This window comes from Streptomyces sp. 11x1 (assembly GCF_032598905.1).
In the GTDB taxonomy this organism is placed as follows: Bacteria; Actinomycetota; Actinomycetes; order Streptomycetales; family Streptomycetaceae; genus Streptomyces.
The window spans coordinates 7,450,387-7,470,675 of the sequence record NZ_CP122458.1 but is presented as its reverse complement, the minus strand read 5'-3'; the positions used below and the strand labels follow the sequence as shown (position 1 = coordinate 7,470,675).

Below are 20,289 nucleotides of genomic sequence, written 5' to 3'. Positions count from 1 at the left end.
GTCGGTGTCGACAGCGGCGCCGGACGCGGTGAGTCTGTGGCGCACGGGGGTCTTCCCCCGTGACTCAGACGTTCACACCGAAGTCCTGGGCGATACCGCGCAGGCCCGAGGCGTAGCCCTGGCCGATGGCGCGGAACTTCCACTCGGCGCCGTGCCGGTAGAGCTCACCGAAGACCATGGCGGTCTCGGTGGAGGCGTCCTCGGAGAGGTCGTAGCGGGCGATCTCCGCCTCGCCCGCCTGGTTCACCACGCGGATGAAGGCGTTGCGGACCTGACCGAAGGACTGCTGACGGTTCTCGGCGTCGTAGATCGAGACCGGGAAGACGATCTTCTCGATCTCGGCCGGGACGGTCGCGAGGTTGACCTTGATCTGCTCGTCGTCGCCCTCGCCCTCACCGGTGAGGTTGTCGCCGGTGTGCTCGACCGAGCCGTCCGGGCTCTTCAGGTTGTTGAAGAAGATGAAGTTGGCGTCGCTGCTGACCTTGCCCGACGCGTCCAGCAGCAGGGCACTGGCGTCCAGGTCGAAGTCGGTGCCGGTCGTGGTGCGGATGTCCCACCCCAGCCCGATGATGACCGCGGTCAGGCCCGGCGCCTCCTTGGTCAGCGATACGTTGCCGCCCTTGCTGAGGCTGACTCCCACGAAGTCCTCCGTTTGGTTTCAGGGGCGGGGAGCCCCTGCGTTGCATTGGTGTCGGATCAACGTGTCGATCCTAGTGACGGGTTCCCGTTCCCCGCAGGGTGTGGAACCGAAGAATCACAGGGTGTCGAGGGCCGCGAGGTACTCGTTCAGGTCGCGGGCGTCCGGCAGGGCGTTGACGACCGACCAGCGGACGAGGCCCTCCTTGTCGACGATGAACGTGCCGCGCACCGCGCAGCCCTTGTCCGCGTCGAAGACGCCGTACGCCCGGGAGACCTCGCCGTGCGGCCAGAAGTCCGACAGCAGCGGGTACTCCAGGCTCTCCTGCTCGGCGAAGACCCGCAGAGTGTGGATGGAGTCGTTCGACACGGCCAGCAGCTGCACGTCGTCGTTGACGAACTTCGGCAGGTTGTCCCGCAGCTCGCACAGCTCGCCCGTGCACACCCCGGTGAACGCGAAGGGGTAGAAGAGCACCACCACGTTCTTCTCGCCCCGGAAGTCCGAGAGCCGCACGGTGGCACCGTGATTGTCCTTGAGCTCGAAGTCGGGGGCCTTGTCACCGACCTGGATCGCCATGATCTACCTGAGTCCCTTCATGGACTGTTCGAGTGACCCAGCCTACGCACGGGAAACGACGCGCCCCTGGAGGGGTGGCCCCGAAGGGGCCCGCCTCCAGGGGCGCGGGGAACTGCGCGACAACCCACGACGAACGCGGCCGCCGTCGAGCAGCTCGTCCCGAGCTCTCAGGCGAACCTGCCGAGCCGAAGCGGCAGCGTTTACCTCTTGCCGGACTTCGCCGCCTTCGGCGTGACCAGCCGACTGCCACTCCAGTCCTTGCCCACGCTGACACTCTTCGACGCGGACAACCCCGCAGTCGTCGCGGCCTCCGAAATGTCGCTGGGCTCCACATAGCCGTCCCGCCCGGTCTTGGGCGTCAGCAGCAGGATCGAGCCACCTTCCTCGATGTACGTGGTGGCGTCCACCAGCACATCCGTCAGGTCGCCGTCGTCGTCTCGGAACCACAGCACGACGGCATCGGCCACGTCGTCGTAGTCCTCGTCGACGAGCTCACTGCCTACGACTTCCTCGATGGACTCGCGGAGCTCCTGGTCGACATCGTCGTCGTAGCCGATCTCCTGGACCACCTGCTCGGGCTGGAACCCCAGCCTCGCGGCAGGGTTCGTCCGCTCCTCCGCGTGGTCCGCGGTCGCGCTCACGGGTTGCCTCCTGATCATGTTCGGGTGGGGTCGCCCCCTGGGGAATCAGCCACGCGCGTGCGCGAAGCATTGGCCGTAGTCCACACGGGCGGGGCGGATCGCGCAAGTACCCAGCCTTGGAGACCGCCGAAACGGTGACGATCCGGGCCGTGTCACCGCAACTCTCTACGCGGATTCACAGCTTCACGTGACGCACGCCACACCGTTCTGCCCTTTTTGCGCATTCAGCAACCATCCGGGGGTACGAGCATCGAATACCTTTACTACCTTTGTCGAGCCGGTGACCGCCCTGGTTACCTCTCGGTAGAGATGACGTTTGCGTTCCCGAGGTACACGATGGGGGGCGGTGCAGGCACCTAGAGAACCCCCAGAAGAACCCCTGTGGAACCCCCAGAAGAACCATTGAAGAGCGGCCCTCTGACAGCTAAGGAACAGCGTGGCTTCCGGATCCGATCGCAATCCGATCATCATTGGCGGCCTTCCGAGTCAGGTCCCTGACTTCGATCCCGAGGAGACCCAGGAGTGGCTCGACTCGCTCGACGCCGCCGTGGACGAGCGCGGCCGTGAGCGCGCGCGCTACCTGATGCTCCGGCTCATCGAGCGGGCCCGCGAGAAGCGCGTGGCCGTGCCCGAGATGCGCAGCACGGACTACGTCAACACCATCCCGACCAAGGCCGAACCGTTCTTCCCCGGCAACGAGGAGATCGAGCGGAAGATCCTCAACGCGACCCGCTGGAACGCCGCCGTGATGGTCTCGCGCGCTCAGCGGCCCGGGATCGGCGTCGGTGGTCACATCGCGACCTTCGCGTCCTCCGCCTCCCTCTACGACGTGGGCTTCAACCACTTCTTCCGCGGCAAGGACGAGGGCGACGGCGGCGACCAGATCTTCTTCCAGGGCCATGCCTCCCCCGGCATCTACGCCCGCGCCTATCTGCTGGACCGGCTCGACGACCAGCAGCTCGACGCGTTCCGCCAGGAGAAGTCCAAGGCGCCGTACGGCCTGTCCAGCTACCCGCACCCGCGCCTGATGCCGGACTTCTGGGAGTTCCCGACCGTGTCCATGGGCCTCGGCCCGCTGGGCGCGATCTTCCAGGCGCGGATGAACCGTTACATGGAGGCGCGCGGGATCGCGGACACCTCCAAGTCGCACGTCTGGGCGTTCCTCGGCGACGGCGAGATGGACGAGCCGGAGTCGCTCGGCCAGCTCACCCTGGCCGCGCGCGAGGGCCTCGACAACCTGACGTTCGTCGTGAACTGCAACCTCCAGCGCCTCGACGGCCCGGTGCGCGGCAACGGCAAGGTCATCCAGGAACTGGAGTCGGTCTTCCGGGGCGCCGGCTGGAACGTGATCAAGCTGGTCTGGGACCGCTCCTGGGACCCGCTGCTCGCGCAGGACCGCGACGGCGTGCTGGTCAACCGGATGAACACCACGCCGGACGGCCAGTACCAGACGTACGCCACGGAGACCGGGGCGTACATCCGCGACCACTTCTTCGGTGACGACCACCGGCTGCGCGCGATGGTCGAGAACATGACCGACGACCAGATCCTGCACCTTGGGCGCGGCGGTCACGACCACCGCAAGATCTACGCGGCGTACAAGGCGGCGTACGAGCACAAGGGCCAGCCTACGGTCATCCTGGCGAAGACCGTCAAGGGCTGGACCCTGGGCCCGAACTTCGAGGGCCGCAACGCCACGCACCAGATGAAGAAGCTGACGGTCGACGACCTCAAGCGCTTCCGCGACCGGCTGCACCTGCCGATCTCCGACAAGGAGCTGGAGAGCGGCGCCCCGCCGTACTACCACCCCGGGCGGGACTCCGAGGAGATCCAGTACATGCACGACCGCCGCAAGGGGCTCGGCGGGTACGTCCCGACGCGCGTCGTGCGGGCGAAGCCGCTGGCACTGCCGGAGGAGAAGACGTACGCGAGTGTGAAGAAGGGCTCCGGCCAGCAGTCGATCGCCACCACCATGGCGTTCGTCCGACTGCTGAAGGACCTCATGCGGGACAAGGAGATCGGCAAGCGGTTCGTACTGATCGCTCCCGACGAGTACCGCACCTTCGGTATGGACTCGTTCTTCCCGAGCGCGAAGATCTACAACCCGCTGGGCCAGCAGTACGAGGCTGTGGACCGCGATCTGCTGCTCGCGTACAAGGAGTCCCCGACCGGGCAGATGCTGCACGACGGCATCTCGGAGGCGGGCTGCACTGCCTCGCTGATCGCCGCCGGTTCGGCGTACGCCACGCACGGCGAACCGCTCATCCCGGTCTACGTCTTCTACTCGATGTTCGGTTTCCAGCGCACCGGTGACCAGTTCTGGCAGATGTCCGACCAGCTGGCCCGTGGTTTCGTCCTGGGCGCGACCGCCGGCCGTACGACCCTGACCGGCGAGGGTCTGCAGCACGCGGACGGGCACTCGCAGCTGCTGGCGTCCACCAACCCGGGCTGTGTCGCCTACGACCCGGCGTTCGGGTACGAGATCGCGCACATCGTGAAGGACGGTCTGCGCCGGATGTACGGCGAGACCGCGGACGGCAAGCCGGGCGAGGACGTCTTCTACTACCTCACCGTCTACAACGAGCCGATCCAGCACCCGGCCGAGCCGGCGGACGTGGACGTCGAGGGCATCCTCAAGGGCATCCACCGCTACCGGGCGGGCGAGGCGGGCTCGATCCCCGCGCAGATCATCGCCTCCGGTGTCGCGGTGCCGTGGGCCGTCGAGGCGCAGGCGATCCTCGCCGCCGACTGGAACGTGAAGGCGGACGTCTGGTCGGCGACCTCCTGGAACGAGCTGCGGCGCGAGGCGGTCGAGGTGGAGCGGCACAACCTGCTGCATCCCGAGGAGGAGCAGCAGGTCCCGTACGTGACGCGGAAGCTGAGCGGCGCCGAGGGGCCGTTCGTGGCCGTCTCCGACTGGATGCGGTCGGTGCCGGACCAGATCTCGCGCTGGGTGCCGGGCACGTACCAGTCGCTGGGCGCGGACGGCTTCGGCTTCGCGGACACCCGGGGTGCGGCCCGGCGCTTCTTCCACATCGACGCGCAGTCGATCGTGGTCGCCGTGCTGACCGAGCTGGCGCGTGAGGGCAAGGTCGACCGCTCGGTGCTGAAGCAGGCCATCGACCGCTACCAGCTGCTCGACGTGGCGGCGGCGGACCCGGGGGCCGCGGGCGGCGACGCCTAGCATCCGGCCTGGATGTCAAGGGGTGGTGAACCGGTGGGTTCACCACCCCTTCACGTTTCCTACGATGCCGACATGAAGCAGCGATCGGTCTCGGCACAGCTCCTTTGGGAACAGCACACCCAGCGTCCGCTCTTCGGTCTGGCCCTGGTGTTCGCCGTCGCGTACGCCGTGCCGATCGTCCGGCCGGACGCGAGCGCGGACGTGCGGTGGTGGTGCGACGTCGCCGAGTGGGGGGTGTGGGGCGCGTTCGCGCTCGACTACGTCATCCGGCTCCTCCTCGCCGAGCGGCGGTGGGAGTTCGTCCGGACACGGTGGCTGGACCTGGCGGCCGTGGTGCTGCCCGTCATCCAGCCGCTGCGGCTGCTGCGGCTGGTGGCGACGCTGCTGCTGGTCGGGCAGCGGGCGCGGATGGCGTCGCAGATAAAGCTCACGACGTACGTCGGCGGGGCGGTCCTCGGGCTGCTGATGTTCGGCTCGCTGGCGGTGCTGTCCGTGGAGCGGGACGCGCCGGGCGGGAACATCGACACGCTGGACGACGCGGTGTGGTGGTCGTTCACGACGATGACGACCGTGGGGTACGGGGACCACGCGCCGACGACCGGACTGGGGCGGGTGCTGGCGGTCGGGCTGATGCTGTCCGGGATCGCGCTGCTGGGTGTGGTGACCGCGAACATCGCGGCGTGGTTCATAGCGCGGTTCGAGAAGGACGACGCGGAGGAGCGGCGGCAGACGGCCGCGATAGCGGAACTTGCCGAGGAGGTTCGGCTGTTGCGGGCAGAGGTGGCGTCGTTGAAGGGGGTGCCGGAGGGAGGCGGGTGAGGGTGGGGTGGGGTGCGTTGTCGGGTGCGGCTGGGTGGGGCTTCTCGCGCAGTTCCCCGCGCCCCTGAAAAAGCGGGGCTGCGCCCCTGCTGTTTCACGGCCCGCAGGGGGCCGTGTCTTTTGGGGGCGCGGGGCACTGCGCGAGAAGCCCCACCGGGCCGCACGCTCAGACGAGACCCGTTCCCGGCCCCGTCACACCCGCGAGCCAGATGATCGCCAGGATCGTGTCGATCGCACCCAGAACGACCGCGATGATCGCGGGGACGGGGCGGGCGCCGGACCAGGTGCGGTTCATGGCCAGCCAGCCGCAGAGGACCGCCACGGGTCCCAGGACGATGCTCAGGACGAAGAATCCGGCGACCGCGCAGATGACTCCGATGATCCCGAGGGTCGCGCGATCCGGCCCGGTCCGTGACCACGTCCGGCCACGTGAGCGGGGGTGCCTGCGCGTACCGTGTCCGAAGCCCGCCATAGTCGACAACTCCCTGAACCTCGCGGTCAGTTCGAGTACGAGATGGCGAGTACCCCGGCGGAGTGGTTGAAACCAGGGAGAGTTGACGGAGCCGTCTGCGCGCGCTGCCCCCCTCCGGCAGCGCGCCGCAGACCCCCGGGTCGCTCCGCGGTCGAACGACCAGGCCGTGCGGAGGACTTGACCCACTGTGACCTGCGGCGCGCACCGGGTGGAAGCGATCTTCAGCGTTGTCACCCTGATAGGCGAACGCGGGCGGAAACCCGCGCGTGAAGCAGTGGCGAAGCTGTTAGATGTGCGCCGCTCCGGCACCCGCCTCGGCGTTCGCGCCGCGCTTGGTCAGGAACGCCACGAGGACGGCGACCGCGGCCACCCCGGCGGCGACCAGGGACGCCAGGCTCATGCCGGAGATGAACGTGTCGTGCGCGACCGTGGTGATCTTCGCGGCGATCTCCGCCGGCGTGCCCTCGGCGACGGGGGCCGCGCCCTGCTGGACCGCCTGCTTGGCCTGGGCGAGCTGCGCCTCGTCGAGCGGCGGGAGCCCCGCGTCCTTCCAGTTGCCCGCGAAGTCGCTGTCCACCTTGGACGTCATCACGGCGCCCAGTACGGCCGTACCGAGGCTGCCGCCGATCTGCATCGCGGCCTGCTGGAGACCGCCGGCGACACCGGACAGCTCCAGGGGCGCGTTGCCGACGATGACCTCGGTGGCGCCGACCATCACCGGGGCGAGGCCGAGTCCGAGGAGGGCGAACCAGAGGGACATCACGACGCTGCCCGTGTCCGTCTCCAGGGTCGACATGCCGTACATGGCGATCGCGGTGCAGGCCATACCGCCGGCCAGCGGGATACGCGGTCCCGCCTTGGTGATCAGGGCGCCGGCCAGGGGCGAGCCGACGATCATCATGCCGGTGAGCGGGAGCAGGTGCAGACCCGCGTCGATGGGGCTCATGCCGTGCACGTTCTGGAGGTAGAACGTCACGAAGAACAGGCCGCCCATGAAGGCGATGGCCATCAGGACCATCAGGACGACACCCGCCGAGAGCGGTACGGAACGGAAGAGGGCCAGCGGGATGAGCGGCTCCTTCACCTTCGTCTCCCAGAGGGCGAAGAGGGCGAAGCCGACGACCGAGACGACCAGGAAGGTCCAGGTCTGCGCGTCGCCCCAGCCCCACTCCGGGGCCTTGATGAGCGCCCAGACCAGGCAGAACATCGCTCCGGACAGCAGGGCGATGCCCAGCACGTCGAAGGAGCGCGGGGCGTTCTCGGCGCGGTGGTCCAGCAGGATCCAGGTACCCAGGGCCACGGCGAGGACGCCGACCGGGACGTTGATCCAGAACACCGACTGCCAGCTGACGTTCTCCACCAGGAAGCCGCCGAGGATCGGGCCGCCCGCGGTGGAGGCGCCGATGACCATGCCCCAGATGCCGATCGCCATGTTCAGCTTCTCGGCGGGGAACGTGGCGCGCAGCAGGCCGAGCGCGGCGGGCATCAGCAGCGCGCCGAACAGGCCCTGGAAGACACGGAAGGTCACCACGAAGGCGACCGAGTTCGACAGGCCGATGGCCCCGGAGGCGGCGGCGAAGCCGACCACGCCTATGAGGAACGTCTGGCGGTGGCCGAAGCGGTCGCCCAGCTTGCCCGCGGTGATGAGCGTGACGGCGAGGGCGAGGAAGTACGCGTTGGTGATCCACTGGACGTCGGCCCAGGTGGCACCCAGATCCTTCGCGATGGCCGGGTTGGCGATCGCCACGATGGTGCCGTCGAGGGCGACCATCATGACGCCGACGGCCACGGTGAGGAGGGTGAACCAGGGATGGCCGCGCAGGCCCCGGCCCTGGTTCGTCGTCGGGTCCGACGGGACGTCTGGCGTCTTGTCCCCCGGTCCCGTCTTGTCGACAGTGGTCTGACTAGTCATGCGCGCGAGACTAATGACAGCCACTGACAGTTGACAAACCAATTCACAAGTCGGTAACTGTCACGTCACTCGCCGCAGGGGCGGGTGGAGACGAGGGTTCATGGACACTGCGACGGCGACGGCGGACGAGCGGCCCGGGCTGCGCGAGCGGAAGAAGCAGCGCACCCATGACGCGCTGCTGCGGGCGGCTCTGGAGCTGTTCACCACGCGGGGGTACGAGGCGACGACGGTCGACGAGATCGCCGAGGCCGTCAATGTGTCGCAGCGCACCTTCTTCCGCTACTTCGCGGGCAAGGAGGAGGCCGCGCTCGCGGTCGTGAGCCTCACCCACGAGCACTTCCTGGCGGCCGTGCGCGCCCGGCCCGCGCACGAGGCCCCGCTGGAGGCGATGCGCAACGCCGTCCTGGAGGGCTGGGACGCCTTCGGCGCGGCCGTCGGCCAGGTCGTCCCGCTCGACCTCCACCTGCGCGCGTACGGCATGGTCGAGTCGACGCCCGCGCTGCTGGCCGCGCATCTGCGCAGGGCGGACGAGGTGGGGCGGCAGATCGAGCGGATCATCGCCGAGCGCGAGGGACTGGACGTGGAGACCGACCCCCGGCCGCGCGTGGCGGTGGCGGTGTTCGCCGGTGTCATGCGCGTCACAGAGCGGCTGTGGGCGCTGGGCGGCGACCTCAGCATGGAGGCGATGCGCGAGCTGACCACCGCACACCTGGACGCCCTGCGCCCCTCGTTGGCCGAAAAGTGGCGCACTGACTGAAATACGCCAGTACGGGCATCAACGGGACCTTCTCTGCGCACCGTACGGAACGGGCGTGATCGAAACGTGATCCCCCTCACTCGGTTAACGCGAGACCCTTCCGTTCTCTTAGTGTGTCCTTTCAGTGACTTCCTTCGACTCCTCCCCGCAACTGAACGTCTGGCGCGCACTCCTGGCGCTGGCCGTGGTTTTCGTGATGCTGGCGACCACCGGCTGGACCGCGATCCGCAGCCACCGAGAGAAGTCGCCGCTCCAGGCGTCGCTCTCCGCGTGGCAGAGCGGACACCTCGACGGCCGTGAACTGCCGGACGCCGAATCGTCCCCGCACCGCCTGGCGGCCTTCTTCGCCTCGCTCACCGCGCCCCAGCGCACCCGGCTCGCCCACCGCTATCCACTCGCCGTCGGCAACATGAACGGCGCACCCGTGGAACTGCGGTACCGGGCCAACCGCATCGCGCTGAAACAGCAGAGCCGGCACGAACGGGAACGCACGCACGACAAGCGGCTCTCCGAGATCGGCCGGCACGAGGCCGGCCGCCGGATGCACCGCTTCGACATGCTGGCCGTGAAGAAACGGCACATCCTTGCGTTCGACCCCGAGGGCAACGGCCGGGTCGCCGAGGTCTTCGGCGACCTCGACAAGGCCGAGCGCGTCTCCGTCGTCGTCCCCGGCGTCGACACCAACGTGATCAACTTCCAGCGCACCAACCGCCGGTACTCCGCCCCCGTCGGCATGGCCGAGTCGCTCTACGACGCGGAGCGCGCGGCGAGCCGCGGGACGCGTACGGCCGTCATCGCCTGGGCCGACTACACCGCGCCCGACGGCCTGGGCCTGGACTCGGCGACCGCGCTGCGGGCCGAACAGGGCTCGGTCCGGCTGAACGCGCTGGTGCGGAGCCTGCCCGGCGGCTCCACCGTCGCGCTGGTGTGCCACAGCTACGGCTCCGTGGTGTGCGGGGTCGCCGCGCGCTCACTGCCGTCACGAGTCACCGACATCGCGGTCGCGGGCAGCCCCGGCATGCGCGCCGAGTCGGTCGGGCAACTGCGGACGGCGGCCCGGGTGTGGGCCATGCGGGACGCCGACGACTGGGTCCAGGACGTGCCCTACCTGGAGGTCGGCGGGCTCGGCCACGGCGCCGACCCGGTCTCCACGGAGTTCGGGGCGCGCATCCTGTCGGCGGCCGACGCCCAGGGACACAGCGGCTATTTCGAGCCGGGCACCGAGAGCCTGCACAACTTCGCCGAGATCGGCATCGGCGCGTACGAGTCGGTGCGGTGTGCGCCGGAGAACGACGCGTGTCTGACAGGTCTGTCCGACAGCGCTGCGGCCTGACGCGCGTAGAAGGGGGTAAAAGTGCGGTTCGCCTCGGTCGGGACTTCCCCGCGTCGCCCGCATACGATGAGCCGCATGGGTGACGTACTGGCCGGATTTCAAGCCGCCTGGGAGTTCGAGTCCGACTCCGTCCTCATCCGCTTCGAACGGGGGATTCGTACGCCGAAGCTCTTCCAGGCCCTCGGTGAACGGCGCATCCCCCTGGAGGCGATCGCGGGGGTCTCACTGACACCCGGGAAGCGGGGCACCGTCGTCCTGCGTGCCGTGCCGCGGCCGGGCGCCGATCCGCTGATGGAGGCGGCGGCGGACCAGCTCAAGGAGGGCTCCGACCCGTACCGGCTGGTGCTGCCGGCCGAGCGGGAGACACTCGCGGAGTACTACGCCGACGAGCTGCGGTCCCGGTTGACCGAGACCGGGCCGACGGAACGGTTCCTGGTGGCCGCGCCCGAGGCGCCGTTGCAGTTCAAGGCGTACGACGGGAAGGCGTCGTTCGACGGGCGCTCGGTGTCGTTCCGGTGGTTCTGGACGGGGGCGTCGTCGGCGAAGTGGAAGGCCGGGGACCAGAGTTTTCCGGTGAGTGCGCTCGGTGGGGTCGAGTGGCGGTCGCCGGAGCTCTTCGAGGGGTACCTGCGGTTGCTGCGGCGGGAGGCCGCCGGGGAACGTCCGGCTCAGCCGGACCATGATCCGGCCTCGGTCGTGTTCGGGCTGGGGTACGGACCGGTGCACGAGTCGTTGCCGTTCGCCGCCGCGGTCCTGGCCGCGGTGCGCTCCGCGGGGGGTGCGGGGGTGGCCCCCGCTTCGGTCGAGGCGGGGCCTCGGCGGGATCCGGCCGACATCGCCGACCGGATCCGGCACCTGGGGGAGTTGCACGAGGCGGGGCTGGTCACTGACGAGGAGTTCAGTGTGAAGAAGGCGGAGTTGTTGGCGGAGCTTTAGCCGATCGCCGTTCGTGGGGAGCTCCGTTCTGCACTGACGGTGCGTCGTGGCTTGTCGCGCAGCTCCCCGCGCCCCTATGGGCGCGCTGCCCTACTCCCTGCCCGCGGAAGTGAAGCGCATGTCCGCGTAGCGGTTGCCTGCCACCTTCGCCGCTATCGGTTCCAGGAGGGTCATGTCCTCCTCGCCCAGGACGATCCTCGTCGCCGCCGCGTTCTCCTCCACCCTTGCCGGCTTGCGGGTGCCCGGGATCGGGACGACCGGGAGGCCGTGCACCGCCGACTGCTGGTGGACCCAGGCCAGGGCTGTCTGGCCGAGGGTGGCGTCATGGGCGGCGGCGACCTCGCGGATCGGGGTCAGGAGGGCCGCGTTGGCCTCGGCGTTCTCGCCGGTGAAGCGCGGCTGCTGGCGGCGGAAGTCGTCGGCGGTGAGGTCCTCCGCCTTGGCGAAGGACCCGGTGAGGAAGCCCCGGCCGAGCGGGGAGTAGGCGACCAGGGTGACGCCCAGCTCGCGGGCCGTGGGGACCACGTTCGCCTCGATGTCACGGCTGAACAGCGACCACTCGGACTGGAGCGCGGCGATGGGGTGCACGGCGTGGGCGGTGCGCAGCTCGGCGGCCGTGACCTCGCTCAGGCCCAGCTGCTTGACCTTGCCCTCGCGGACCAGCTCGGCCATCACGCCGACCGTCTCCTCGATGGGCACGCCCACGTCGCGCCGGTGCATGTAGTAGAGGTCGATCACGTCGACGTCGAGACGGCGCAGGCTTCCCTCGACGGACTCCCGGATGTGGGCGGCGTCGTTGCGGATGATCCGTTTCGTCGGGTCGTCGGGGTCGATCGCCAGACCGAACTTGGTGGCGACGACGACCTCGTCACGGTGTGCCTTGAAGAACGGGGAGAGGAACCGCTCGTTCTCCCCGGCGCCGTACGCGTGAGCCGTGTCGTAGAGCGTGACGCCCAGTTCCAGCGCGCGCTCCAGGGTGGCCCGGGACTCCGCCGCGTCCGAGGGGCCGTACGCGAAGCTCATGCCCATGCAGCCGAGGCCCTGGACGCCCACCTCGGGGCCGCCCGCACCCAGCCGTGCCGTCGCGATCGTGCCGTTCGTCCCGCCGTCCGTCATGAGGCCCTCTCCGACGCCGGGGCGCGCCCGGCGTCAGCGTAGAAGTTGATCTTGCGGTCGAGCACGTTCAGGGTGTCCTGGAGCTCTGCGATCCGGGACAGGACGTCGTCCCGGGTCGACTTGAGCAGGTCGAAGCGCTCGGTGTAGGTGTGGTCGCCCTCGCGCACCAGCTCGGCGTAGCGGACCATGTCGGCCACCGGCATCCCGGTGAGCCGGAGCTTGCCCACGAGGTCGAGCCAGTCGAGGTCGCGGTTGCGGTAGCGGCGCTGGCCGGTGTGGGAGCGGTCGATGTGCGGCATCAGCCCGATCCGCTCGTACCAGCGCAGGGTGTGCGCCGTCAGCCCGGTGAGGTCGACCACCTCGCTGATCGTGTATCTGTCCTGCCCGTCCGGCCGACGCGGCTTGAGCGGCGGACCGGCGCAACTGTCGGTACCGGCAGCACCGTCGGCACTCGTCGTACTCGTGGTCTCCATCACCGTCATGACCACCACGCTAAAACCCTGGAGTGCGCTCGAAGCAAGCGAATCCGGTGAGAAAACACCGGGACATGACGTCGACCCGCTGGCTAGCGTGCGGACATGGGTCTCGTACGACGTGCCACGGCCGGGGACGCGGTCGAAGTGCTCCGGCTGCGCCAGGTGATGATCGACTCGATGGCGCCCCCGGGAGCGGGCGGTCCCACCGACTGGCACACGGAGTCCCTGCCGGTCCTGCGCCGCCGACTCGACGGTGCAGACAGGGAGTTCGCGGCCTTCGTCGTCGACCATCCGGAGCGCCCGGACGCGCTGGCGGCGCTGGTGGTGGGGACGGTCGACTACCGGATCGGGAAGCCCGGCAACCCGCTCGGCGCGGTCGGCCACGTCTTCAGCGTGGCCACCGATCCGGACTGCCGGCGCCGGGGTTACGCGCGCGCCTGTATGGAGGCCCTCGTCGAGTGGTTCCGCGAGGCCGGCGCCGGACACGTCCATCTGACGGCCTCCGCCGAGGCCGAGCCCCTGTACGCGTCGATGGGGTTCCGGCGCAGGCCCGACCCTCTGATGCAGCTGAACCTATGAGCCGCTTAGGCTCGTGGGCATGTCACTGCAGAGCCTCGCCCTGATCGAGAACTGGCCGGTTCCCACCGCCGCCGCCGCTGTCGTGCGGGCGGACGGCACCGTCCTCGGGACCCATGGGCCCCTCGGCCACCGCTTTCCGCTGGCCTCGGTCACCAAGCCGCTCGCCGCGTACGCCGTGCTGGTCGCGTACGAGGAGGGGGCGGTCGAGCTGGACGAGCCGGCGGGCCCGGCGGGGTCCACCGTGCGGCATCTGCTGGCACACACCTCCGGGCTGGCCTTCGACGAACACCGGGTGACGGGCCCGCCCGGGGGGCGGCGGCTGTACTCCAACGCCGGGTTCGAGGTGCTCGGGGACCATGTGGCCAAGGCGGCGGACATCCCGTTCGCGGAGTACGCGCGGCAGGCGGTGCTGGAACCGCTGGGCATGACGTCCACCACGCTCGACGGCTCCCCGGCGAAGGACGGCGTGTCGACCGTCGAGGACCTGGTGCGGTTCGCCGCCGAGGTACAGGCGCCCCGGCTGCTGGACCCGCGTACGGTCGCGGCGGCGATGACCGTGCAGTACCCGGGCACGAAGGGCGTCCTGCCGGGCTACGGGCACCAGAACCCCAACGACTGGGGGCTCGGCTTCGAGATCCGGGACTCCAAGGCGCCGCACTGGACGGGCACGTCGTCGTCGCCGGGGACCTTCGGGCACTTCGGCCAGTCGGGAACGTTCCTGTGGATCGACCCCGTCGCCGGGGTGGCGTGCGTCGCGTTGACGGACCGGGCGTTCGGGCCGTGGGCGGTCGAGGCGTGGACCCCGTTCACGGACGCGGTGCTCGCGGAGGTCGGGAAGGGGGCCTGATGCGCGAAGGAAGCGGCAACGGAGGAACCACCACCGAGAACTGACGGCCCGTCACCCGCCGAGCTCCCACACCAGCATCTCCGCCGGGGCGGCGACCGCGACCAGCTCCAGCCCCTTCTCGTCCGCGGCCCGCACCGCGTCCCCGGGCTCCAGCTCGTGCGGTCCGAAGCGCACCGAGCCCCGGACGACGTGCACGTACACCCGCGCCGCGTCCGGCACCGCGGTCCGCTCCCCCGCCGTGCCCAGCCGCCGGACATGCAGCATGGCCCCGGCCTCGGGGACGGCGTACGGGGTGGAGTCGGCGATGCCGCGCACGATCTCGTACGCGGGGTCGCCGCCCGGGTCCAGCGGGGCCAGCCACATCTGCACGAAGGTCAGCGGCGCGGAGCCGTCGTTGCGCTCGACGTGCCGTACGCCGCCCGCCGAGCTCAGCCGCTGGACGTCACCGGGGCGCACGACCGTCTCGTGGCCCGTGGTGTCGCGGTGCGTCAGCTCGCCCTCGACGACCCAGGTGACGATCTCGGTGTGGCTGTGCGGATGCTCGTCGAACCCGGCGCCGGGTGCGAGCTGCTCTTCGTTGCAGGCGATGACCGCGCCGAACCGCAGGTTGTCCGGGTCGTAGTGCGCCCCGAAGGAGAAGGCGTGCAGCGAGGCGATCCCGGCCTCCGGGTCCCCGCCGGGGTAGCGCGTGCCGGCGCGCCGTAGATCCATCACGGTTCCCAAGGTAGCGCCGACCGGCACCACCCGGCCTGGGCCCCACCACCCAGCCCCGGCCGGCACCACTCAGCCCGTCCGGCGTTTGAGGACGAGGCCGTTCAGGCCGATACGCGGGGGCGGAAGCCCCCGACGGGACGCACCCCCGGTGCAGACTCACCCCCGGCCCACACCCCTCCGGCGCAGGCAAGCGCAGCGATAAGGCAGTCTTGTCCCGTGCCCGAACCCGAAACCAGCAAGTCCGCAACCGCGCCGTACGCCCATCCGCACTCCGCGACGCTGAGGCGGCTGGAGAAGTCGTCCGGAAGCCTCGCCGCGCAGGCCATCACGCGGATGGACGAGACGTTGCCCTGGTACCGGGCGATGCCACCGGAGAACCGGTCGTGGATCGGGCTGGTCGCCCAGGCCGGTATCGCCGCCTTCACCGAGTGGTTCCGGCGTCCGGACGCCCCGCAGGCCATCTCGACGGACGTCTTCGGGACCGCGCCGCGTGAACTGACCCGGGCGATCACGCTCCGGCAGACCGTGGAGATGGTGCGCACGACCATCGAGGTCATGGAGTCCGCCATCGACGAGGTCGCCGCCCCCGGCGACGAGAGCGTGCTCCGCGAGGCCCTGCTCGTCTACGCGCGGGAGATCGCCTTCGCCACCGCGCAGGTGTACGCGCAGGCCGCCGAGGCCCGCGGCGCCTGGGACGCCCGGCTGGAGTCCCTGGTGGTGAACGCGGTGCTCAGCGGCGAGGCCGACGAGGGCGCCGTGAGCAGGGCTGCCGCGCTCGGCTGGAACTCCCCCGACCATGTCTGCGTGGTCCTCGGCACCGCCCCGGACGGGGACAGCGAGCTGACCGTGGAGGCCATCCGGCGCGCCGCACGGCACGCCAAGCTCCAGGTGCTCACCGGGGTGCTGGGCGACCGCCTCGTGGTGATCGCCGGCGGGAACAACGACCCGCTGCAGGTGGCGAAGTCGCTGATCGGACCGTACGCGGCGGGGCCCGTGGTGGCCGGGCCGATCGTGCCCGACCTGCTGGCCGCGACCCGGTCCGCGCAGGCCGCCGCCGCCGGACTCAAGGCATGCTCGGCGTGGCAGGACGCGCCGCGCCCCGTTCTGGCGGACGATCTGCTTCCGGAGCGCGCGATCGCCGGTGATCCCAGTGCGCGCGAGCAACTGGTGGAGGAGATCTACAGACCGCTTGAGGAAGCCGGCTCGGCTCTCTTGGAAACGCTCAGTGTCTACCTCGAACAAGCCTCGAGCCTCGAGGGCGCGGCCCGGATGCTGTTCGTCCACCCCAACACCGTGCGCTACCGGCTCCGACGTGTGACTGACGTCACCGGTTGGTCGCCCTCCGATGTACGCTCGGCCTTCACCCTGAGGATCGCGCTGATCCTGGGGCGTCTGGTGGATGGGGATCCCCAGCTCTAGGGTTTTGTCGGAGGGCTACAAAACCCCCTCGTGTTCTTCGTCCCTGTCCTCACGGGCGGCCTGAGCCGTCCCCAAGAGAGAGTGTGAGAGTGCTCGTACTCGTCGCTCCCGGCCAGGGCGCCCAGACGCCCGGCTTCCTGACTCCTTGGCTCGACCTCCCCGGTGCCGCCGACCGCCTCGGCGCGTGGTCGGACGCCATCGGGCTGGACCTCGCCCACTACGGCACCGAGGCCGACGCCGACGCGATCCGCGACACCGCCGTGGCCCAGCCGCTGCTCGTGGCGGCCGGACTGCTGTCCGCCGCCGCCCTGGGCGACGTGACGCCCGGCGCGGTCGCCGGCCACAGCGTGGGCGAGATCACCGCCGCCGCGTTCGCTGGTGTCCTCGACGACACGGCCGCGCTGACCCTCGTCCGCAAGCGGGGCCTGGCCATGGCCGAGGCCGCCGCGATCACCGAGACCGGGATGTCGGCGCTGCTCGGCGGCGACCCCGAGGTGACGATCCCGCACCTGGAGAGGCTGGGCCTGACCCCGGCCAACGTGAACGGCGCGGGCCAGATCGTCGCCGCCGGCACCCTGGAGCAGCTCGCCGTACTGACGGCCGAGAAGCCCGAGGGCGTCCGTCGTGTGGTGCCCCTGAAGGTCGCAGGCGCCTTCCACACGCACCACATGGCCCCCGCCGTGGACAGCCTCGCCAAGGCCGCCGAGGAGATCGCCCCCGGGGACCCGAAGCTCACCTATGTCTCCAACAAGGACGGGCAGGCCGTCGCCACCGGCGCCGAGGTGCTCTCCCGTCTCGTCGGACAGGTCGCCAACCCGGTCCGCTGGGACCTGTGCATGGAGACCTTCCAGGAGCTGGGCGTGACCGCGCTCGTCGAGGTGTGCCCCGGCGGCACGCTCACCGGACTCGCCAAGCGGGCGCTGCCGGGTGTGGCGACGGTGGCGCTGAAGACACCGGACGACCTCGACGCCGCTCGCGCGCTCATCGCCGAGCACCAGAACTAGGAGCCCCGGAGCTATGTCGAAGATCAGGCCTGGCAAAGGCGCTCCGTACGCGCGCATCCTCGGCGTGGGTGGCTACCGCCCGGTCCGGGTGGTGCCCAACGACGTGATCCTGGAGAAGATCGACTCGTCCGACGAGTGGATCCGCTCCCGCTCCGGCATCGAGACCCGGCACTGGGCGAACGACGAGGAGACCGTCGCCGCCATGTCCGTCGAGGCGTCCGGCAAGGCGATCGCCGACGCCGGGATCTCCGCCGAGCAGATCGGCGCGGTCGTTGTCTCGACCGTGTCGCACTTCAGCCAGACCCCGGCCGTCGCCACCGAGATCGCCGACAAGCTGGGCACGGCCAAGGCCGCCGCCTTCGACATCTCGGCCGGCTGCGCGGGCTTCGGCTACGGCCTCACCCTCGCCAAGGGCATGATCGTCGAGGGTTCGGCCGAGTACGTCCTCGTCATCGGGGTCGAGCGGCTGTCCGACCTGACCGACCTGGAGGACCGGGCCACGGCCTTCCTCTTCGGTGACGGCGCCGGCGCGGTCGTCGTCGGTCCCTCCCAGGAGCCGCACATCGGCCCGACGGTGTGGGGTTCCGAGGGCGACAAGGCCGGAACGATCAAGCAGACGGTCCCGTGGAACGAGTACCGGATCGGTGACCTCGAGAAGCTCCCGCTCGACAGCGAGGGCAACGTCAAGTTCCCCGCGATCACGCAGGAGGGCCAGGCGGTGTTCCGCTGGGCCGTGTTCGAGATGGCGAAGGTCGCGCAGCAGGCGCTGGACGCGGCCGGGATCACCTCGGACGACCTGGACGTCTTCATTCCGCACCAGGCCAACGAGCGGATCATCGACTCGATGGTGAAGACACTCAAGCTGCCGGAGCACGTCACGGTCGCGCGTGACGTGCGTACCACCGGCAACACCTCGGCCGCCTCGATCCCGCTCGCGATGGAGCGGCTCCTGGCGACCGGCGAGGCGAAGAGCGGCGACACCGCGCTCGTCATCGGCTTCGGGGCGGGTCTCGTGTACGCCGCGACGGTCGTTACCCTCCCCTAGGCACCCGCGCCGGATCTTGTGGTCCGGCGCGGGAACAGCACAACCTGCCGCTGACGCGGCGGGCCGCCCCACCCTCTCGAAACAGTCTGAAATCTACGAAGGAGCGCCTGACATGGCCGCCACCCAGGAAGAGATCGTCGCCGGTCTCGCCGACATCGTGAACGAGATCGCCGGCATCCCGGTCGAGGACGTCCAGCTGGACAAGTCCTTCACCGACGACCTGGACGTCGACTCGCTGTCCATGGTCGAGGTCGTCGTCGCCGCCGAAGAGCGCTTCGACGTCAAGATCCCGGACGACGACGTCAAGAACCTCAAGACGGTCGGCGACGCGACCGAGTACATCCTCAAGCACCAGGGCTGATCCGGCGGATCGGGTCCGGCCCGATCCTCCGCGGAGCAGTCCGTTTGCCCCGCCACCCGGCGGTGGCGCCGCTGAATCCTCGTAACCGTTGGAGAACATTCCCGTGAGCTCGACCAATCGCACCGTGGTCGTCACCGGTATCGGCGCAACCACACCGCTGGGTGGCGACGCGACTTCCACCTGGGAGGGGCTGGTCGCCGGCAAGTCCGGTGTCGGTCCCCTGGAGCAGGAGTGGGCCGCCGACCAGGCGGTCCGCATCGCCGCGCAGATCGCCGTGGAGCCGACCGAGGTCATCCCCCGGCCTCAGGCCCGTCGGCTGGACCGCTCGGCGCAGTTCGCGCTGATCGCGGCCAAGGAGGCGTGGGCCGACGCCGGTTACTCGGAGACCTCGGCCGACGACGGCACCGTCGACGCGGACCGCGTCGGCGCGGTCATCGCCTCCGGCATCGGTGGTGTGACGACCCTGCTGGACCAGTACGACGTGCTGAAGGAGAAGGGCGTACGCCGTGTCTCCCCGCACACCGTGCCGATGCTGATGCCCAACGGCCCGTCGGCCAACGTCGGTCTGTACGTCGGCGCGCGCGCCGGTGTGCACACCCCGGTCTCCGCCTGCGCGTCGGGCGCCGAGGCCATCGGCTACGCCATCGAGATGATCCGCACCGGCCGCGCCGACGTCGTGATCGCCGGTGGTACCGAGGCCGCCATCCACCCGCTGCCGATCGCCGCGTTCGGCAACATGATGGCGATGTCCAAGAACAACGAGGACCCGCAGGGCGCGTCCCGTCCGTACGACACCGGCCGTGACGGCTTCGTCCTCGGCGAGGGCGCCGGTGTCGTGGTCCTGGAGTCGGCGGAGCACGCGGCGGCGCGGGGTGCCCGGGTCTACGCCGAGGCCGTGGGCCAGGGCATCTCCGCCGACGGCCACGACATCGTGCAGCCGGAGCCGGAGGGGCGGGGCATCGCCCACGCCCTGCAGAACCTGCTGGACAGCACCGACCTGGACCCGGCGGAGATCGTGCACGTCAACGCGCACGGGACGTCGACGCCGGCCGGTGACATCGCGGAGCTGAAGGCGCTGCGGAAGGTGTTCGGTGACGACACCGACCACTTCGCGGTGTCGGCGACGAAGTCGATGACCGGGCATCTGCTGGGCGGCGCCGGTGGTGTCGAGACGGTGGCGACGGTGCTCGCGCTGTACCACCGGGTGGCTCCGCCGACGATCAATGTGAACGACCTGGACCCCGAGGCGGAGGCGAACGCCGACATCGTGCGGGGCGAGGCTCGCAAGCTGCCGGTGGAGGGCCGCATCGCCGCCCTCAACGACTCGTTCGGGTTCGGTGGGCACAACGTGGTGCTGGCGTTCCGGACGGTTTGATCGTTCGCTGACGCGCGTGTGGCCCGGGTCCCTTTCAGGGATTCGGGCCACACGTCGTTGTGTCGTGCGTTGTCGGCCGGGTGCGG

20 protein-coding genes are annotated in these 20,289 nt (G+C 70.0%); 12 read left to right on the top strand and 8 right to left on the bottom strand.

From position 1 onward, the window contains the following. Nucleotides 1–64 precede the first annotated feature (64 nt). The 3 genes from P8T65_RS32800 to P8T65_RS32790 all read right to left on the bottom strand — a co-directional run bounded on the left by P8T65_RS32800 (nucleotide 65) and on the right by P8T65_RS32790 (nucleotide 1,854). A complete protein-coding gene (locus tag P8T65_RS32800) occupies nucleotides 65–640 on the bottom strand; it encodes a calcium homeostasis/redox stress adaptation protein (protein WP_005478762.1) in 576 nt (191 codons plus the stop codon). A gap of 114 nt (nucleotides 641–754) precedes the next feature. Beyond that, the gene (locus P8T65_RS32795) at nucleotides 755–1,213 is read right to left on the bottom strand and encodes a peroxiredoxin (protein ID WP_184894666.1); all 459 of its coding nucleotides are present in this window, start codon (nucleotides 1,211–1,213) and stop codon (nucleotides 755–757) included. 200 nt (nucleotides 1,214–1,413) lie between these two features. Beyond that, a complete protein-coding gene (locus tag P8T65_RS32790) occupies nucleotides 1,414–1,854 on the bottom strand; it encodes a DUF3052 domain-containing protein (protein WP_033527287.1) in 441 nt (146 codons plus the stop codon). A 436-nt stretch (nucleotides 1,855–2,290) separates the two neighbouring features. Between P8T65_RS32790 and aceE the strand changes: the two genes are divergently transcribed. Together aceE and P8T65_RS32780 are read left to right on the top strand one after the other, a co-directional pair. Further along, nucleotides 2,291–5,038, top strand: coding sequence for a pyruvate dehydrogenase (acetyl-transferring), homodimeric type (gene aceE / locus P8T65_RS32785; RefSeq protein ID WP_316728802.1), 2,748 nt, complete (start codon nucleotides 2,291–2,293; stop codon nucleotides 5,036–5,038). A gap of 72 nt (nucleotides 5,039–5,110) precedes the next feature. Continuing rightward, nucleotides 5,111–5,857 carry an ion channel gene (locus tag P8T65_RS32780; protein ID WP_316728800.1) on the top strand — a complete coding sequence of 249 codons (747 nt, stop codon included), beginning with the start codon at nucleotides 5,111–5,113 and terminating at the stop codon, nucleotides 5,855–5,857. A 166-nt stretch (nucleotides 5,858–6,023) separates the two neighbouring features. Here the strand turns inward: P8T65_RS32780 and P8T65_RS32775 are convergent, their stop codons facing one another. Beyond that, the gene (locus tag P8T65_RS32775; protein WP_316728799.1) at nucleotides 6,024–6,329 is read right to left on the bottom strand and encodes a small hydrophobic protein; all 306 of its coding nucleotides are present in this window, start codon (nucleotides 6,327–6,329) and stop codon (nucleotides 6,024–6,026) included. A 286-nt stretch (nucleotides 6,330–6,615) separates the two neighbouring features. Continuing rightward, the gene (locus P8T65_RS32770; RefSeq protein ID WP_316728798.1) at nucleotides 6,616–8,241 is read right to left on the bottom strand and encodes an MFS transporter; all 1,626 of its coding nucleotides are present in this window, start codon (nucleotides 8,239–8,241) and stop codon (nucleotides 6,616–6,618) included. A gap of 100 nt (nucleotides 8,242–8,341) precedes the next feature. Here P8T65_RS32770 and P8T65_RS32765 point away from each other — a divergent pair, with 100 nt between their 5' ends. The 3 genes from P8T65_RS32765 (at nucleotide 8,342) to P8T65_RS32755 (ending at nucleotide 11,267) form a co-directional block, all read left to right on the top strand. Beyond that, nucleotides 8,342–8,998: a TetR family transcriptional regulator gene (locus P8T65_RS32765; protein WP_316728797.1), complete on the top strand. Its 657-nt coding sequence runs from the start codon at nucleotides 8,342–8,344 to the stop codon at nucleotides 8,996–8,998. A gap of 124 nt (nucleotides 8,999–9,122) precedes the next feature. Further along, nucleotides 9,123–10,331, top strand: coding sequence for an alpha/beta hydrolase (locus P8T65_RS32760; RefSeq protein WP_316728796.1), 1,209 nt, complete (start codon nucleotides 9,123–9,125; stop codon nucleotides 10,329–10,331). Nucleotides 10,332–10,406: 75 nt separating this feature from the next. After that, nucleotides 10,407–11,267 (top strand): DUF4429 domain-containing protein, encoded by an 861-nt coding sequence (locus tag P8T65_RS32755; RefSeq protein WP_316728795.1) that lies wholly within the window; start codon nucleotides 10,407–10,409, stop codon nucleotides 11,265–11,267. Nucleotides 11,268–11,357: 90 nt separating this feature from the next. Here the strand turns inward: P8T65_RS32755 and P8T65_RS32750 are convergent, their stop codons facing one another. After that, complete coding sequence (locus P8T65_RS32750; protein WP_316728794.1) at nucleotides 11,358–12,383, bottom strand: aldo/keto reductase; 1,026 nt, start codon at nucleotides 12,381–12,383, stop codon at nucleotides 11,358–11,360. Continuing rightward, the gene (locus P8T65_RS32745; protein ID WP_316728793.1) at nucleotides 12,380–12,865 is read right to left on the bottom strand and encodes a MerR family transcriptional regulator; all 486 of its coding nucleotides are present in this window, start codon (nucleotides 12,863–12,865) and stop codon (nucleotides 12,380–12,382) included. The genes P8T65_RS32750 and P8T65_RS32745 overlap by 4 nt, the downstream gene beginning before the upstream one ends. A 96-nt stretch (nucleotides 12,866–12,961) precedes the next feature. On the opposite strand from P8T65_RS32745, the gene P8T65_RS32740 reads away from it, so the two are divergent. Together P8T65_RS32740 and P8T65_RS32735 are read left to right on the top strand one after the other, a co-directional pair. Then, nucleotides 12,962–13,438, top strand: coding sequence for a GNAT family N-acetyltransferase (locus P8T65_RS32740; RefSeq protein ID WP_316728792.1), 477 nt, complete (start codon nucleotides 12,962–12,964; stop codon nucleotides 13,436–13,438). A 19-nt stretch (nucleotides 13,439–13,457) separates the two neighbouring features. Further along, the gene (locus P8T65_RS32735; RefSeq protein ID WP_316728791.1) at nucleotides 13,458–14,285 is read left to right on the top strand and encodes a serine hydrolase domain-containing protein; all 828 of its coding nucleotides are present in this window, start codon (nucleotides 13,458–13,460) and stop codon (nucleotides 14,283–14,285) included. A gap of 51 nt (nucleotides 14,286–14,336) precedes the next feature. Here P8T65_RS32735 and P8T65_RS32730 read toward each other — a convergent pair whose 3' ends face one another. After that, a complete protein-coding gene (locus tag P8T65_RS32730) occupies nucleotides 14,337–14,996 on the bottom strand; it encodes a pirin family protein (protein ID WP_316731807.1) in 660 nt (219 codons plus the stop codon). A gap of 219 nt (nucleotides 14,997–15,215) precedes the next feature. On the opposite strand from P8T65_RS32730, the gene fasR reads away from it, so the two are divergent. From fasR to fabF, 5 genes are all read left to right on the top strand, one after another. After that, a complete protein-coding gene (gene fasR / locus P8T65_RS32725; RefSeq protein ID WP_316728790.1) occupies nucleotides 15,216–16,418 on the top strand; it encodes a fatty acid biosynthesis transcriptional regulator FasR in 1,203 nt (400 codons plus the stop codon). An 89-nt stretch (nucleotides 16,419–16,507) separates the two neighbouring features. Next, a complete protein-coding gene (locus P8T65_RS32720; protein WP_184894641.1) occupies nucleotides 16,508–17,422 on the top strand; it encodes an ACP S-malonyltransferase in 915 nt (304 codons plus the stop codon). A 13-nt stretch (nucleotides 17,423–17,435) separates the two neighbouring features. Beyond that, nucleotides 17,436–18,467, top strand: coding sequence for a ketoacyl-ACP synthase III (locus P8T65_RS32715; RefSeq protein WP_316728789.1), 1,032 nt, complete (start codon nucleotides 17,436–17,438; stop codon nucleotides 18,465–18,467). A gap of 112 nt (nucleotides 18,468–18,579) precedes the next feature. Further along, nucleotides 18,580–18,828 carry an acyl carrier protein gene (locus P8T65_RS32710; RefSeq protein ID WP_152775753.1) on the top strand — a complete coding sequence of 83 codons (249 nt, stop codon included), beginning with the start codon at nucleotides 18,580–18,582 and terminating at the stop codon, nucleotides 18,826–18,828. 103 nt (nucleotides 18,829–18,931) lie between these two features. Continuing rightward, the gene (gene fabF, locus P8T65_RS32705) at nucleotides 18,932–20,203 is read left to right on the top strand and encodes a beta-ketoacyl-ACP synthase II (RefSeq protein WP_184894639.1); all 1,272 of its coding nucleotides are present in this window, start codon (nucleotides 18,932–18,934) and stop codon (nucleotides 20,201–20,203) included. Nucleotides 20,204–20,289 lie beyond the last annotated feature (86 nt).